Annotated in this window: 15 protein-coding genes; 11 read left to right on the top strand and 4 right to left on the bottom strand. The window is 54.4% G+C overall.

Annotated elements, in window-relative coordinates; all coding sequences use genetic code 11:
* Positions 1–6: 6 nt before the first annotated feature.
* The 4 genes from mreD to csrD all read right to left on the bottom strand — a co-directional run bounded on the left by mreD (position 7) and on the right by csrD (position 4,840).
* On the bottom strand, positions 7–495 hold the full coding sequence (gene mreD / locus GM298_RS07370) for a rod shape-determining protein MreD (RefSeq protein ID WP_025756658.1): 489 nt from the start codon (positions 493–495) through the stop codon (positions 7–9).
* The gene (gene mreC, locus GM298_RS07365; RefSeq protein ID WP_023309400.1) at positions 495–1,511 is read right to left on the bottom strand and encodes a rod shape-determining protein MreC; all 1,017 of its coding nucleotides are present in this window, start codon (positions 1,509–1,511) and stop codon (positions 495–497) included. The genes mreD and mreC overlap by 1 nt, the downstream gene beginning before the upstream one ends.
* Before the next feature lie 62 nt (positions 1,512–1,573).
* A complete protein-coding gene (gene mreB / locus GM298_RS07360) occupies positions 1,574–2,617 on the bottom strand; it encodes a rod shape-determining protein MreB (RefSeq protein WP_000913396.1) in 1,044 nt (347 codons plus the stop codon).
* 282 nt (positions 2,618–2,899) lie between these two features.
* On the bottom strand, positions 2,900–4,840 hold the full coding sequence (csrD, locus tag GM298_RS07355; RefSeq protein WP_025756657.1) for an RNase E specificity factor CsrD: 1,941 nt from the start codon (positions 4,838–4,840) through the stop codon (positions 2,900–2,902).
* A 182-nt stretch (positions 4,841–5,022) separates the two neighbouring features.
* On the opposite strand from csrD, the gene GM298_RS07350 reads away from it, so the two are divergent.
* From GM298_RS07350 to dusB, 11 genes are all read left to right on the top strand, one after another.
* Positions 5,023–5,997: an MDR family oxidoreductase gene (locus tag GM298_RS07350; RefSeq protein WP_266153857.1), complete on the top strand. Its 975-nt coding sequence runs from the start codon at positions 5,023–5,025 to the stop codon at positions 5,995–5,997.
* Between the two features lie 77 nt (positions 5,998–6,074).
* On the top strand, positions 6,075–7,076 hold the full coding sequence (gene msrP / locus GM298_RS07345; RefSeq protein ID WP_025756655.1) for a protein-methionine-sulfoxide reductase catalytic subunit MsrP: 1,002 nt from the start codon (positions 6,075–6,077) through the stop codon (positions 7,074–7,076).
* Positions 7,077–7,676, top strand: coding sequence for a protein-methionine-sulfoxide reductase heme-binding subunit MsrQ (gene msrQ / locus GM298_RS07340; RefSeq protein ID WP_025756654.1), 600 nt, complete (start codon positions 7,077–7,079; stop codon positions 7,674–7,676). It abuts the gene before it with no gap.
* A 233-nt stretch (positions 7,677–7,909) separates the two neighbouring features.
* The gene (gene aroQ / locus GM298_RS07335; protein WP_025756653.1) at positions 7,910–8,362 is read left to right on the top strand and encodes a type II 3-dehydroquinate dehydratase; all 453 of its coding nucleotides are present in this window, start codon (positions 7,910–7,912) and stop codon (positions 8,360–8,362) included.
* A gap of 21 nt (positions 8,363–8,383) precedes the next feature.
* Entirely contained in the window at positions 8,384–8,848 is a 465-nt protein-coding gene (gene accB, locus GM298_RS07330) for an acetyl-CoA carboxylase biotin carboxyl carrier protein (protein WP_013098992.1), read from the top strand.
* 10 nt (positions 8,849–8,858) lie between these two features.
* Positions 8,859–10,208, top strand: coding sequence for an acetyl-CoA carboxylase biotin carboxylase subunit (gene accC, locus GM298_RS07325; protein ID WP_003860388.1), 1,350 nt, complete (start codon positions 8,859–8,861; stop codon positions 10,206–10,208).
* Between the two features lie 107 nt (positions 10,209–10,315).
* Positions 10,316–10,558, top strand: coding sequence for a YhdT family protein (locus tag GM298_RS07320; protein WP_025756652.1), 243 nt, complete (start codon positions 10,316–10,318; stop codon positions 10,556–10,558).
* Positions 10,548–11,996, top strand: a complete 1,449-nt coding sequence (gene panF, locus GM298_RS07315; RefSeq protein WP_094919376.1) for a sodium/pantothenate symporter — start codon at positions 10,548–10,550, stop codon at positions 11,994–11,996. The genes GM298_RS07320 and panF overlap by 11 nt, the downstream gene beginning before the upstream one ends.
* An 11-nt stretch (positions 11,997–12,007) precedes the next feature.
* Positions 12,008–12,889, top strand: coding sequence for a 50S ribosomal protein L11 methyltransferase (gene prmA, locus GM298_RS07310; RefSeq protein WP_025756650.1), 882 nt, complete (start codon positions 12,008–12,010; stop codon positions 12,887–12,889).
* Between the two features lie 129 nt (positions 12,890–13,018).
* The gene (locus tag GM298_RS07305) at positions 13,019–13,759 is read left to right on the top strand and encodes a carbonic anhydrase (protein ID WP_025756649.1); all 741 of its coding nucleotides are present in this window, start codon (positions 13,019–13,021) and stop codon (positions 13,757–13,759) included.
* Positions 13,760–14,089: 330 nt separating this feature from the next.
* Complete coding sequence (gene dusB / locus GM298_RS07300) at positions 14,090–15,055, top strand: tRNA dihydrouridine synthase DusB (RefSeq protein WP_025756648.1); 966 nt, start codon at positions 14,090–14,092, stop codon at positions 15,053–15,055.
* The last annotated feature ends 1 nt before the right edge of the window (position 15,056 follow it).

Raw genomic sequence — 15,056 nt, 5'->3', positions numbered from 1 at the left:
AACCTTTTATTGCACAGCAAACTGCTGGCGAACCTTACGCATCAGCAGGAACAGCCATGGCCAGAGCACACCGTTTACTACACTACTCCAGAACACTTCCGGTCGGAAAGAGACGTTGATCACTAAAAACTCTGCCCAGAAAACAACGATATCCGCAGCGAGCGACAATAACATCACGACCAGAGCCTGTTGCCAGAGCGCAAGGTTACGAAAGAGCTGGAATTTGAGTGCGACGAGGTACGCAATAATACTCATGGACAAGGCGCGCACGCCAAGCGTAGAGCCGCTAATGAGATCCAGTATGGCACCCATCACAAAACCTGTGCCGACATTTACGCGATGCGGCAGGGCAAGGATCCAGTAAAGCAGAATGAGCAATACCCAGTTTGGCCGGAAAACGAGAATCTCATCCGGCCAGGGCATCACCTGCAGTAACAGTGCAATGAGAAACGAGAGCCAGATGACCCAGCGTCCCTGGCTACGATAGCTTGCCACTACTGCCCTCCCGAAGAGAGTTTAGGCGGTGGCGGCGCATCCGGCAGCGGCTGCGTTAAGCCTGTAGCCGGCGCTGGCACGGGCGCAGGCGGCCCCATGGAATCCGCTGGCGGGAGAACCTGCGGCATCATCTGCATCAGGCGTTCATTCGCCACACGATGCACCTCTTCAGGCGTCATCGGGTTAGCGCCATTCCGATCGGCACCCCACAGCAGCAGCAGATAGCGCAGACGCTGTAAGCCTGCGGTTGGACGCGCCTGGATCACGGTATAGGCCCGTTGCGTATCCAGCTTAACTGACGAGACCACCGCAACCGGATAGCCCTCAGGGAAGCGTCCACCCAGACCGGAGGTCACCAGTACGTCACCAACACGGATATCCGTGTTGGCAGGCAGGTGTTCCAGCTGCAGGTCATCCGTACAGCCGTTACCGGCCGCGATCACGCGAATGTCGTTACGCAGAACCTGGATCGGCAGCGCATGGGTAGCATCACAAATCAGCAGCACGCGACTGGTCAGCTTGGCCACGGCGACCACCTGGCCCACCACGCCTTTATCGCTAATAACAGGCTGGCCTTCATACACGCCGTTTACGCTCCCTTTGTCGATCACAACCTGATCGCTGTAAGGGTCGTTCACGGTGGAGATCACCTGCGTGACCATTTTCTGCTCATCCTGACGCAGCGGCGAGCCGAGGAGCTCACGCAGACGCGCGTTTTCCTGCTTGTATTGCCCCAGCATCAGCAGTTCGCTGTTTTTCAGCAGCAGTTCCTGGCGTAATGCCCGGTTTTCGAGTTCGAGTTGGTCACGCGAAGACAGCGTTTGTGAAACGGAGTCGAGGAGTTCACGGGGACCATTTGATACAAAGTAGAAAGGACTGACGGCGGTATCCATGTACGTTCTGATCTGGCTGAACGTACCGAGGCGGCTATCGGCAATAATGACCCCAAGCGCAACCAGAACCGCCAGAATAAGGCGAAACTGTAGCGATGGGCCACGGCTAAAAATTGGCTTCATAGGCTATGCGTATTCTCGCGTCAGAGAGAAAGGGTAGCAAATTGCTACCCTCTCAAACTCGACTACTCTTCGCTGAACAAATCGCCGCCGTGCATGTCGATCATTTCCAGCGCCTTGCCACCACCACGGGCGACGCAAGTCAGTGGATCTTCTGCAACTACGACAGGAATACCTGTCTCTTCCATTAACAGGCGGTCGAGGTTACGCAGCAGCGCACCACCACCGGTCAGAACCATACCGCGCTCGGAGATATCGGACGCCAGTTCTGGTGGGCACTGTTCCAGCGCAACCATTACTGCGCTCACGATGCCCGTCAGTGGTTCCTGCAGTGCTTCCAGAATTTCGTTGGAGTTCAGGGTAAAACCGCGTGGAACACCTTCAGCCAGGTTACGGCCACGCACTTCGATCTCACGCACTTCATCGCCCGGATACGCAGAGCCGATTTCGTGTTTGATACGCTCTGCGGTCGCTTCACCGATCAGAGAGCCGTAGTTACGGCGCACGTAATTAATGATGGCTTCATCGAAGCGGTCACCACCGATACGTACGGAAGAGGAGTAGACAACACCGTTCAGAGAGATAACGGCCACTTCAGTGGTACCGCCACCGATATCCACCACCATCGAACCGGTGGCTTCAGAAACAGGCAGACCTGCACCGATTGCCGCCGCCATTGGCTCTTCAATCAGGAACACTTCACGTGCACCTGCACCCTGGGCAGATTCACGGATTGCGCGACGTTCTACCTGGGTTGCGCCAACCGGCACACACACCAGAACACGCGGGCTTGGACGCATGAAGCTGTTGCTGTGAACCTGCTTGATGAAGTGCTGAAGCATTTTTTCAGTCACGAAGAAGTCAGCGATAACGCCGTCTTTCATTGGGCGAATGGCGGCGATGTTGCCAGGGGTACGACCCAGCATCTGCTTCGCGTCATGACCCACTGCAGCGACGCTTTTCGGCGAGCCTGCACGATCCTGACGAATGGCCACAACAGAAGGCTCATTCAATACGATGCCTTGTCCTTTTACATAAATAAGGGTATTCGCGGTACCCAGGTCAATGGACAGGTCATTGGAAAACATGCCACGAAATTTTTTCAACATACTAAGGGATAATCCTGAAAGCTGGGGCGGAAAACAAAATCCGCTTACTTTACCAACCACACGCAGCAGCGACAAGGCGCAAAAATCATCTGCAACGGTGAAAATTTGTGCAGTACGTTTCCTGATGTTACAAATTCATCCCCTGACTCCCTCAGGGCTGAGTAAACAGTAGCGTTCCCCACTGACATTTGTAACCCGTTAAAGGTCGTTCACTGGCTATTTGCTCGACATACTCAAAGCTACAGGCGCGATATTCTACGTGAAAACAGCGTAAACGGCAGGTCAAACAGAGTATCTTTGCAAATATTTTTTCACGTTGGTGTCAAGCGGTTGAGAGGCAGCAAAAAAATCCCCCTGACCACCCATGACACCGCGCTCTGTTAACATCTGCCATTCACCTCTGGAGCGCACGCCCGTGGCAAAGACTTGTGTCCGCGTTCCCTTGCAGGCTTCAACCAGACTCTGTACCAGCAGCTGGTTTTCCGTTCGCTTCTCAATATTCCTTACCAGGCCTGGATGTAGCTTTAATAACTCCACATCCAGCTCCTTTATCCAGTTGGTACTCACCAGCGTTAAACCGGCCTGCGTCACCGCAATACGCGCGCCGAGCGCATTGATCAAACGTACCACCGGGCGTAACCGGCTGATGTGTTGACCAACATCCGCCTCTGCAAGTTCAAAAATAATGTGTTTGCGTTGCGATTTTTCGCATTGCATTAAGGTATCACGCAGCCAGCGCTGAAAACGCGGGCGTATTAACGACTCCACGGTGACCTGTAACGCCAGGTTTTCTTCAGGCCAGAACGATAAAAACGGAATCAGCCGGGTAATTTGCTGGCGGTCATACTCTTCAGAGAGGCCAAATTGCAGCACCATCGGCAGATATTCCGCTGAGATAACCTCTTCCGTCCCGTCAAAAATACGACACATCAACTCGCGATGATGCACATTGCCATTTTTCATGACCGCGGGTTTTTGATAAATACGTGGTCCGCCGCGGCTAAGCATTTGCTCGATCAGCGTTCGCCAGCGCACGTTGCCGCGCCCTTTTTCCGGTAGCGAGTCATCATACACTGCCCATCCGTTCGCTCCCTGCAGCACGGCGTTGCGGGTGGCGGCTTCGGCATGTTCCATCACCTGTTCAGCCGATTGCCCACCGCGCCAGGCGCAGATCCCCATATGCACCATATCGTCCCTGTCGAGCATTTTGCTCTGCGGTAGCGCATCCACCGCCTTCAGCAGCTGGCTGGCAATGCTTTCCGACTCCTTCAGCGTGCGATGAGGCAGCAATACGGCAAAGTCGCTGCGGTGATAGCGGGCCAGTAACGCGCCCGGGTAGCGCATAATAAAGGTGGAGAGCAGGTTAATCAGCGTGAAGAGATTCTCTTCCGCGGCCCGCTGTCCCCAGGTGTCGCGCAGGAGATCGAAATCGGGCAGGCGAATCATCATTACCACCCCGTGTGTCCCTACCTTTTCTGAATCGTCGAGCAGCGTGGCGAGCTGATTATCAAAGAAAAGACGGTTGTTAAGGCCGGTTTTATTATCCTGGGCGGCATAAGAGCGGATCAGCGTGTCCATACGGCTACGCTGATCGCTGGCAAACTGAATTTCGGAGAGCAGCGTATCCAGCGCGCTGCTGGCGCGTGCAGGCCATTCATGGACCGAGCCCCTCACCTGCGGTCCGCGTTCACCGTTGAGGATCCGTACCGAGCGGAGCTCCAGTAGCTCCTGACCAGAGAGCTGGCGCCGCAGCCAGCGGACCGCGAGAAAGATCAGCATGACAATAAACACCACGGAGACGGTGAGCGGCGCAGTGGTCATCATGGAGCGGAAATAGCTGGCCATCGGATCGAGATAGACCATGTGTATAGTCATCCCAGGATTTTTAAGGGAATGTACCGTCACTTCCCGGTACTGGCTCACCACGCCCGCAGGCCGATAACCTCCCTGCCGTTCATGGCTTAATACGCGATGCTTTCCCTGTTGAATATCGATCTGCACAATATCGACAGGGACCATTAACTCATCAAGTTCACGGGAGAGGGCCGGTAACGACGTCGTCACCAGACGCGTATCAATCACCGATGCGACAGACTGTACCCGGTTGACCAGTTTGTCCTGAATGGCGTTATAAAAGCTTAAAGAGCAACCCAGAAGGGTGACAAAAATGGTAAGTCCCGTCAGCAAGGTGATAAAAGCTGAGAACTTCGTCGTTAATCGCATCCTTGAGATTACTCCGTGGGTTGATGGGGTAGCGAGTAAGCGCTAACTTGCATTTCAAATGCGGCATACTACCAAATCGGGTGTATCTGGCAATTTATTGCGTTAAATCGGCATCGCGTTTCATTGAGCGAGTATAGTCTTCAGGACAAATTTTCCAATCATCAGAATAGTGAGGATCCTGTATGCAGGCTTTGATCTTAGAACAGCAGGACGGCAAAACCGTTGCTTCGGTGCAAGCCATTGAAGAGAGCCGACTGCCTGAAGGCGACGTCACTGTCGACATCGACTGGTCCAGTCTGAATTACAAGGATGCGCTGGCCATTACCGGCAAAGGTAAAATCATCCGAAATTTCCCGATGGTACCCGGGATTGATTTCGCGGGCCGGGTTCGCACCAGCGAAGATCCGCGCTTCCATACCGGCCAGCAGGTGCTGCTCACCGGGTGGGGCGTCGGTGAAAATCACTGGGGCGGGCTGGCCACGCAGGCGCGGGTGAAGGGCGACTGGCTGGTGCCGATGCCGAAAGGTATGGATGGCCGTAAAGCGATGATCATCGGCACCGCAGGCTTTACCGCCATGCTGTGCGTGATGGCGCTGGAAGATGCCGGCATCCGCCCTGAGTCGGGTGAAATTGTCGTCACCGGCGCCAGCGGCGGCGTGGGCAGTACGGCCGTCACGCTGCTGCACACGCTGGGCTATCAGGTCGCAGCGGTTTCGGGTCGCGAAAGCACGCGCGACTATCTGCGCCAGCTCGGTGCCAGCCGTATTCTTGGTCGCGACGAGTTTGCCGAAACTCGTCCACTAGAAAAACAGGTCTGGGCAGGGGCGGTGGATACCGTTGGTGATAAGGTGCTGGCAAAAGTGCTGGCACAAATGAACTACGGCGGCTGCGTTGCCGCCTGCGGGCTGGCGGGAGGCTTTGCCCTGCCAACCACCGTGATGCCTTTTATTTTGCGTAACGTACGCCTGCAGGGTGTCGATTCCGTTATGACGCCATCCGCCCGTCGTCAGGAAGCCTGGGAACGGCTGGTGCGCGATCTGCCAGAATCCTTCTATACCCAGAGCGCAACGGAAATCACGCTCGGCCAGGCGCCGGAGTATGCCAGCAAGATTATGGCAAATCAGTTCCACGGTCGCGCGCTGGTGAAAATCGCCTAATCTTCAAATTTTCGTGACATATTCGCGCGAATCTCTCTCCTCCGTCATGCTTAGAAAAACGCATGACGGAGGATGCCATGAAAAATCGAAAACTGACGGAAGCCGACGTAACGTCCGAGTCTGTCTTTATGTTACAGCGCCGCCAGATCCTGAAAATGCTTGGCATCAGCGCCACCGCGCTCACCCTTTCCCCGGCGGCACACGCCGACCTGCTCGACTGGTTTAAAGGCAACGATCGGCCTAAGGCCCCTTCCGGCGCCCCGCTCACCTTTACGAAACCTGCCGAGTGGCAAAACAAACTGACGCTCACGCCGGAAGATAAAGTCACTGGCTACAATAACTTCTACGAATTTGGCCTCGACAAAGCCGATCCAGCCGCCAACGCTGGAAGCCTCAAAACCGATCCCTGGACGTTGAAGATCGATGGCGAAGTGGCCAAACCCCTGACCCTGGATCATCACGACCTCACCACCCGTTTCCCGTTAGAGGAGCGCATCTATCGTATGCGCTGTGTGGAAGCCTGGTCGATGGTGGTGCCCTGGGTCGGCTTCCCGCTGCATAAATTACTGGCAATGGTTGAGCCCACCAGCAACGCAAAATATGTCGCTTTCCAGACGCGTTACGCGCCGGATGAGATGCCAGGGCAGAAAGACCGGTTTATCGGTGGTGGACTGGACTATCCCTATGTAGAAGGATTACGTCTTGACGAAGCGATGCATCCTCTGACCCTGCTGACTGTCGGCGTTTATGGCAAAGCGCTTCCCCCGCAGAACGGCGCCCCTGTCCGCTTAACCGTGCCGTGGAAATATGGCTTCAAAGGGATTAAATCGATCGTCAGCATTAAGCTGACCCGCGAACGTCCGCCAACCACCTGGAACCTGGCCGCGCCGGACGAATACGGATTCTTCGCGAATGTGAATCCGCATGTGGATCACCCGCGCTGGTCGCAGGCAACCGAGCGTTTTATCGGTTCCGGCGGTGCGCTGGACGTGAAGCGGCAGCCGACGCTGCTGTTTAACGGCTATGCCGATGAGGTGGCGTCTCTCTATCGTGGACTGAACTTACGGGAGAATTTCTAAGTGCGTTTAACAGCAAAGCAGATTACCTGGCTGAAAGTGCTGCTGCACCTGGCCGGGTTACTTCCTTTTATCTGGCTGTTCTGGGCCGCCAGCCAGGGCCTCTTTAGCGCCGACCCGGCCAAGGATATCCAGCATTTTACGGGTAGGATGGCGCTGAAATTTTTGCTGGCCACCTTGCTCGTGACGCCGCTGGCACGCTACGCTAAACAACCATTATTGATTCGCACCCGTCGGCTTTTGGGGCTATGGTGTTTTGCCTGGGCGACGCTGCACCTTACCAGCTATGCGCTGCTGGAACTGGGGATTAACAATCTGGCGCTGCTGGGCCGCGAACTGGTGACACGTCCTTATCTGACGCTGGGTATTGTGAGCTGGGTGATTTTACTGGCGTTAGCGCTGACCTCCACGCAATATGCGCAGCGTAAACTGGGCAGGCGCTGGCAGTTGCTGCACAACTTCGTCTATCTTGTCGCGATCCTCGCCCCCATTCACTACCTGTGGTCAGTGAAGATCCTCTCGCCTCAGCCCGTTCTGTACGCACTGGCGGCCGCAGTGCTTTTAGCATGGCGTTACAAGAAGTTCCGCCAGTGGTTGCGATAGTTCGCGAAACTGTGCGTTTTCCCGCAGATTCCCCGTCAACCGCAAATCTTTTTCGGATAGCGGTTGATAATCTTCCCTGATAAGACCAGTATTTAGCTGCCAAATGCTACGAAATCGTTATAATGTGCGACTTTGGTTTCCCTGACGGAGTTTTCGGACTCTGATTAGGTGACAATCGCGCGTTGAAGGTATATTTTGTTTTTTACCCGAGATTCGCAGGAGATAGCGGCACAATGGCTGATAAATTCCAGATCTTAGTTTTGAACGGACCGAACCTCAACATGCTCGGCACCCGCGAGCCAGAGAAGTACGGAACGCTGACATTGAGTGAAATTGTTAACCGTCTGGGTACGGAAGCAGCGTCACTGAATGTGGATTTGGACCATTTTCAGTCAAATGCGGAGTACGCACTCATCGACCGTATTCATCAGGCTAAAGACAATGTGGACTATATCCTGATCAATCCGGCCGCGTTTACGCACACCAGTGTTGCTATCCGCGACGCACTGCTGGCGGTGAGTATCCCGTTTATCGAGATCCATCTCAGTAACGTGCACGCCCGAGAGCCGTTCCGCCACCATTCGTATCTGTCGGATATCGCCGCTGGCGTTATCTGTGGACTGGGCGCTGACGGTTATTCATACGCTTTACAGACAGCGGTAAAACGCTTGTCACAATCACACTAAACAAGAGTACGGAACCCACTCATGGATATTCGTAAGATTAAAAAACTGATCGAGCTGGTTGAAGAATCAGGCATCTCCGAACTGGAAATTTCTGAAGGCGAAGAGTCTGTACGCATCAGCCGTGCAGCCCCGGCCGCTAGCTTCCCGGTAATGCAGCAGGCTTATGCTGCGCCAGTGCAGCAGCCTGCGCTCTCCGCAGCCGTTGCACCAGCAGCAACTGAAGCCGCACCTGCCGCTGCAGCAGAAATCAGTGGTCACATCGTACGTTCCCCAATGGTTGGTACTTTCTACCGCACCCCGAGCCCGGACGCGAAGGCGTTCATCGAAGTGGGTCAGAAAGTCAACGTAGGCGATACCCTGTGCATCGTTGAAGCGATGAAAATGATGAACCAGATCGAAGCAGACAAATCAGGTACTGTGAAAGCGATTCTGGTCGAAAGTGGTCAGCCGGTTGAATTTGACGAGCCGCTGGTCGTCATCGAGTAACGAGGCGAACATGCTGGATAAAATTGTTATCGCCAACCGCGGCGAGATCGCACTGCGTATTCTTCGTGCCTGTAAAGAGCTGGGCATCAAGACCGTCGCTGTGCACTCAAGCGCGGATCGCGATTTAAAACACGTATTGCTGGCGGATGAGACGGTCTGTATTGGCCCGGCTCCGTCCGTAAAAAGCTATCTGAACATCCCGGCTATCATCAGCGCCGCTGAAATCACCGGCGCGGTGGCAATTCATCCGGGTTACGGCTTCCTCTCTGAGAACGCCAACTTTGCTGAGCAGGTTGAACGCTCTGGCTTTATCTTCATCGGTCCGAAAGCTGACACCATCCGCCTGATGGGCGACAAAGTGTCCGCGATCACTGCGATGAAGAAAGCCGGTGTTCCAACTGTACCAGGCTCTGACGGCCCTCTGACCGACGACATGGATGCTAACCGTGCTCATGCGAAACGCATTGGCTACCCGGTTATTATCAAAGCGTCCGGCGGCGGCGGCGGTCGCGGTATGCGCGTTGTGCGCAGCGATGCTGAACTGGCGCAGTCCATCTCCATGACCAAAGCTGAAGCGAAAGCCGCGTTCAGCAATGACATGGTATACATGGAAAAATACCTGGAAAACCCACGCCACATCGAAATTCAGGTGCTGGCTGACGGTCAGGGTAACGCTATCTATCTGGCAGAACGTGACTGCTCCATGCAGCGTCGTCACCAGAAAGTGGTCGAAGAAGCACCGGCACCGGGCATCACCCCGGAACTGCGTCGCTACATCGGCGAGCGTTGCGCCAAAGCGTGTGTCGATATCGGCTATCGCGGTGCGGGTACCTTCGAGTTCCTGTTCGAAAACGGCGAGTTCTACTTCATTGAGATGAACACCCGTATTCAGGTTGAACACCCGGTTACCGAAATGATCACCGGCGTTGACCTGATCAAAGAGCAACTGCGTATTGCTGCCGGCCAACCGCTGTCCATTAAGCAGGAAGAAGTTGTGGTGAAAGGCCATGCGGTCGAGTGCCGTATCAACGCCGAAGACCCGAACACCTTCCTGCCAAGCCCGGGTAAAATCACGCGTTTCCACGCGCCGGGTGGCTTTGGTGTGCGTTGGGAGTCTCATATCTACGCCGGTTACACTGTACCGCCGTACTATGACTCGATGATCGGCAAGCTTATCTGCTACGGTGAAAACCGTGACGTGGCGATTGCCCGCATGAAGAACGCCCTGCAGGAACTGATCATCGACGGTATCAAAACCAACGTTGATCTGCAGATGCGTATCATGAGCGATGAGCACTTCCAGAATGGTGGTACCAACATCCACTATCTGGAGAAAAAACTCGGTCTGAACGAGAAGTAATAAAGCAGCGTTGCAAAAAGGCCGGATTTCCGGCCTTTTTTATTTCTGGGGCCTGGAAAGCCTCATCATGTACAATCCCCGCTTTCTTCATCCACAAGGGACAAACAATGGACAAACGTTTTGTTCAGGCCCATAAAGAAGCGCGCTGGGCGCTGTGGCTGACCCTTCTCTATCTTGCTGCATGGTTAGTAACTGCTTACTTACCTGACTCCAGTATCGGTATTACCGGCCTGCCGCACTGGTTTGAAATGGCCTGCCTGCTCGTACCGCTGATCTTCATCCTCCTTTGCTGGGCAATGGTGAAGTTCATTTATCGCGATATTCCCCTGGAGGACGACGATGCAGCTTGAAGTCATTCTGCCACTCATCGCTTACTTACTGGTCGTATTTGGCTTGTCCGTGTATGCCATGCGTAAAAGGAGCACCGGCACCTTTCTGAACGAATACTTCCTCGGCAGCCGTTCGATGGGGGGCATTGTTTTAGCGATGACGCTGACAGCCACCTATATCAGTGCCAGTTCGTTTATAGGCGGTCCCGGTGCCGCCTATAAATATGGATTAGGCTGGGTGCTGCTGGCGATGATCCAGCTTCCGGCCGTCTGGCTCTCTCTGGGGATACTCGGCAAGAAGTTTGCCATCCTGGCGCGTCGCTATAACGCCGTGACGCTGAACGACATGCTGTTTGCCCGTTACCGCAGCCGGTTACTGGTTTGGCTGGCAAGTCTCAGCCTGCTGGTCGCCTTTATTGGCGCAATGACGGTGCAGTTTATCGGCGGAGCCCGTCTGCTGGAGACCGCAGCAGGGATCCCGTACGAAACGGGCCTGCTTATCTTCGGCATCAGTATCGCGCTCTATACGGCGTTTGGTGGATTCCGCGCCAGCGTGCTGAATGACACCATGCAGGGCCTGGTGATGCTCATCGGAACCATCGTGCTGCTGGTGGGGGTTGTCCATGCAGCTGGAGGGCTGAGCCACGCGGTTGAAACCCTTGAAGCGATTGACCCGAAACTGGTCGCTCCGGAGGGCGCAGATGACATCCTTTCGCCAACCTTTATGACCTCGTTCTGGGTGCTGGTCTGCTTCGGGGTTATTGGTCTGCCGCATACCGCCGTACGCTGTATCTCATATAAGGACAGTAAAGCGGTCCACCGCGGGATTATTATCGGGACCATTGTGGTGGCGATACTGATGCTGGGAATGCATCTGGCAGGGGCTCTGGGCCGGGCCGTGATTCCGGACCTCACCGTGCCCGATCTGGTGATCCCAACCCTGATGGTGAAAGTGCTGCCACCGTTTGCTGCCGGGATTTTCCTTGCCGCGCCGATGGCTGCCATTATGTCGACCATCAACGCTCAGCTGCTGCAAAGTTCCGCTACGATTATCAAAGATCTCTATCTGAATTTGCGTCCTGAGCAGATGGAAAACGAACGACGCTTAAAGCGCATGTCTGCCGTAATTACGCTGGTATTAGGCGCGCTGTTGCTGCTTGCCGCATGGCGTCCGCCGGAGATGATCATCTGGCTGAATCTGCTGGCGTTTGGCGGCCTCGAAGCCGTTTTCCTCTGGCCGCTGGTGCTAGGGCTCTACTGGGAACGGGCGAATGCTGCGGGCGCTTTGAGCGGCATGATTGTCGGCGGTGTGCTGTATGCCGTTCTCGCAACGTTTAAAATTCAGTACCTGGGCTTCCATCCGATTGTGCCTTCGTTACTGCTAAGTTTACTGGCGTTTGTGGTGGGGAACCGTTTTGGTCAGCCCGTCCCACAACCTGTGATTTCTACTGATAAATAAAGAGTTTTGCCATGCCGTGGATCCAACTAAAACTGAACACAACCGGCGCTAACGCCGAGGAACTGAGCGATGCGCTGATGGAGGCCGGCTCGGTCTCTATCACCTTCCAGGACACGCATGACACGCCAGTCTTTGAGCCACTGCCGGGCGAAACCCGCCTGTGGGGCGACACCGACGTTATTGGCCTGTTTGATGCCGAAACTGACATGAAAGAAGTGGTCGCCATTCTTGAAAACCATCCGCTGCTGGGCGCGGGTTTTGCTCACAAAATCGAACAGCTGGAAGACAAAGACTGGGAACGCGAGTGGATGGATAACTTCCACCCGATGCAGTTCGGCAAACGTCTGTGGATCTGTCCAAGCTGGCGTGAAGTCCCTGATGAAAACGCCGTTAACGTGATGCTCGATCCGGGCCTGGCGTTTGGTACAGGCACCCATCCAACCACGTCCCTGTGCCTGCAGTGGCTGGATGGCCTGGATCTTGACGGCAAGACAGTGATCGACTTCGGGTGCGGATCCGGGATCCTCGCCATTGCCGCACTGAAACTGGGCGCGGCAAAAGCCATCGGGATCGATATCGATCCACAGGCAATTCAGGCCAGCCGCGATAATGCTGAGCGCAACGGCGTCTCCGATCGTCTGGAGCTGTATCTCCCGGACGCGCAACCAGACGCCATGAAAGCCGATGTGGTAGTCGCAAACATTCTGGCGGGTCCACTGCGCGAGCTGGCACCGTTAATCAGCGTGCTGCCCGTTGAGGGCGGTCTGCTGGGGCTCTCCGGCATTCTGGCAAGCCAGGCTGACAGCGTATGCGAAGCCTATGCCGATCTCTTCACTCTCGACCCGGTGGTGGAAAAAGAAGAGTGGTGCCGTATCACCGGCCGTAAAAAATAAGCCTTTGGCGTGGTCATCTGACCACGCCGCTTTCCCTGCCGATCGGCTTCATTTCCCTACTCTTTATCCGGTAAAGTAACCATACAAATCATGTTGATTTGTATTACAAAAATTCACCGGAAGAATATGATGAAACACATTACAGGCAAGGCAGCGCTGCTGGCGCTGAGCATGGTTACGGCTTCAGCATTCGCATCACACTGGGGCTACGAAGGGAAGGAATCACCGGAACACTGGGGCGAACTGGACGAGGCATACAAGACCTGTCAGAAAGGAATGAACCAGTCGCCGATTAATATTGATTCAACCCTGGACGCCCATCTCTCCCCGCTCCAAACACACTACATTGATGGCCCCGTGACGCTAACGAACAATGGCCACACCATTCAGGCAAGTGAACCGGCTGACACCCGCGATACGATCACGCTGGATAAGCAAACCTGGACGTTACAACAGTTCCATTTCCACTCTCCGAGCGAAAACACCGTTCACGGCAAGAAATATGCAATGGAAATGCACCTGGTTCATAAAAATGCCGCAGGGGAGCTGACGGTGGTTGCGGTGATGTTCGATAAAGGCGCCGCAAACCCGGAGCTTGAAAAGCTGTGGAGCGTGATGCCTCAGTTGGCCGAGCAGAACGTCTCCATCAAAGGAGATCTCAACCTGAATACGCTGCTGCCGGAAGATAAAACGTACTTCCGCTTTAGTGGTTCACTGACCACCCCTCCGTGTTCAGAAGGTGTCACCTGGATTGTGCTTAAGCACCCGATGACAGTCTCCGCAGAACAGCTCGATAAGTTTACCCATACCATGCATCATGATAATAACCGTCCGGTACAGTCTCTGCATGGACGTGTAGTGGTCGAATAACAGGCATTTCTCGCAATACGATCATCTTCTGAAATGCGACGCAGATCGCAAAGAAGCGGGATAAACTGCTGTTAAAAACAGCAGAATATCCCGCTTCAGTGACGCTTTTATTCAGAAATGACGAGAAGTTACGGTAAATTGTAAGCGTCCATAAAATAACCATCCACGCCTAACATAATGATTTAAATAGTGAATAATTTTGAACGGAAAGACAGAGCGGCGATTCCATGATCTATAACAGTGGATTGTTCAAAGTTTGGCCTTTCATCTCGTGCAAAAAATGCGTAATATACGCCGCCTTGCAGTCACAGTATGGTCATTTCTTAACTCATGCGCATCGGACACCACCAGCTTAGAAATCGCCTGATCGCAGCCCCAATGGCAGGTATAACAGACCGGCCGTTCAGGACGCTGTGTTATGAGATGGGAGCCGGTTTAACCGTATCCGAGATGATGTCGTCTAACCCGCAGGTCTGGGAAAGCGATAAATCCCGCCTTCGGATGGTGCACATTGATGAACCAGGTATCCGCACCGTGCAAATTGCCGGAAGCGTGCCTGAAGAGATGGCAGATGCCGCGCGGATTAACGTGGAAAGTGGTGCCCAGATTATTGATATCAATATGGGGTGCCCGGCCAAAAAGGTGAATCGCAAGCTTGCAGGTTCAGCCCTTCTGCAATACCCCGATCAGGTGAAATCTATCCTGACGGCGGTTGTCAGCGCAGTGGACGTTCCTGTTACGTTGAAGATTCGCACGGGTTGGTCGCCGGAACACCGTAACTGTGTAGAAATTGCCCAACTGGCCGAAGACTGTGGCATTCAGGCCCTGACCATTCATGGACGCACTCGCGCCTGTTTGTTCAACGGTGAAGCTGAATACGACAGCATTCGGGCAGTTAAGCAGAAAGTTTCCATTCCGATTATCGCGAATGGCGACATAACTGACCCGCTTAAAGCCAGAGCTGTGCTCGACTATACGGGAGCTGATGCTCTGATGATAGGACGTGCCGCTCAGGGAAGACCCTGGATCTTCCGGGAAATCCAGCATTATCTGGACACTGGGGAGCTGCTTGCCCCCCTGCCACTGGCAGAGGTTAAGCGCTTGCTTTGTTCGCATGTTCGGGAATTGCATGACTTTTATGGTCAGGCAAAAGGGTACCGAATTGCGCGTAAACACGTCTCCTGGTATCTCCAGGAGCATGCTCCAGATGACCAGTTTCGGCGCACATTCAACGCCATAGAGGATGCCAGCGTACAGCTGGAGGCGTTGGAGGCATACTTCGAAAATCTTGCGTAAT

The sequence above is a fragment of the Enterobacter sp. HSTU-ASh6 genome, from assembly GCF_026319105.1.
In the GTDB taxonomy this organism is placed as follows: Bacteria; Pseudomonadota; Gammaproteobacteria; order Enterobacterales; family Enterobacteriaceae; genus Enterobacter; species Enterobacter sichuanensis.
This window is presented reverse-complemented; position numbering and strand designations above follow the sequence as displayed.

Bases quoted from the DNA above. Each gene is read 5' to 3' on its own strand.
- mreC (WP_023309400.1), bottom strand. From the start codon at position 1,511: ATGAAGCCAATTTTTAGCCGTGGCCCATCGCTACAGTTTCGCCTTATT.
- mreB (WP_000913396.1), bottom strand. From the start codon at position 2,617: ATGTTGAAAAAATTTCGTGGCATGTTTTCCAATGACCTGTCCATTGAC.
- csrD (WP_025756657.1), bottom strand. From the start codon at position 4,840: ATGCGATTAACGACGAAGTTCTCAGCTTTTATCACCTTGCTGACGGGA.
- GM298_RS07350 (WP_266153857.1), top strand. From the start codon at position 5,023: ATGCAGGCTTTGATCTTAGAACAGCAGGACGGCAAAACCGTTGCTTCG.
- msrP (WP_025756655.1), top strand. From the start codon at position 6,075: ATGAAAAATCGAAAACTGACGGAAGCCGACGTAACGTCCGAGTCTGTC.
- aroQ (WP_025756653.1), top strand. From the start codon at position 7,910: ATGGCTGATAAATTCCAGATCTTAGTTTTGAACGGACCGAACCTCAAC.
- accB (WP_013098992.1), top strand. From the start codon at position 8,384: ATGGATATTCGTAAGATTAAAAAACTGATCGAGCTGGTTGAAGAATCA.
- accC (WP_003860388.1), top strand. From the start codon at position 8,859: ATGCTGGATAAAATTGTTATCGCCAACCGCGGCGAGATCGCACTGCGT.
- GM298_RS07320 (WP_025756652.1), top strand. From the start codon at position 10,316: ATGGACAAACGTTTTGTTCAGGCCCATAAAGAAGCGCGCTGGGCGCTG.
- panF (WP_094919376.1), top strand. From the start codon at position 10,548: ATGCAGCTTGAAGTCATTCTGCCACTCATCGCTTACTTACTGGTCGTA.
- prmA (WP_025756650.1), top strand. From the start codon at position 12,008: ATGCCGTGGATCCAACTAAAACTGAACACAACCGGCGCTAACGCCGAG.
- GM298_RS07305 (WP_025756649.1), top strand. From the start codon at position 13,019: ATGAAACACATTACAGGCAAGGCAGCGCTGCTGGCGCTGAGCATGGTT.
- dusB (WP_025756648.1), top strand. From the start codon at position 14,090: ATGCGCATCGGACACCACCAGCTTAGAAATCGCCTGATCGCAGCCCCA.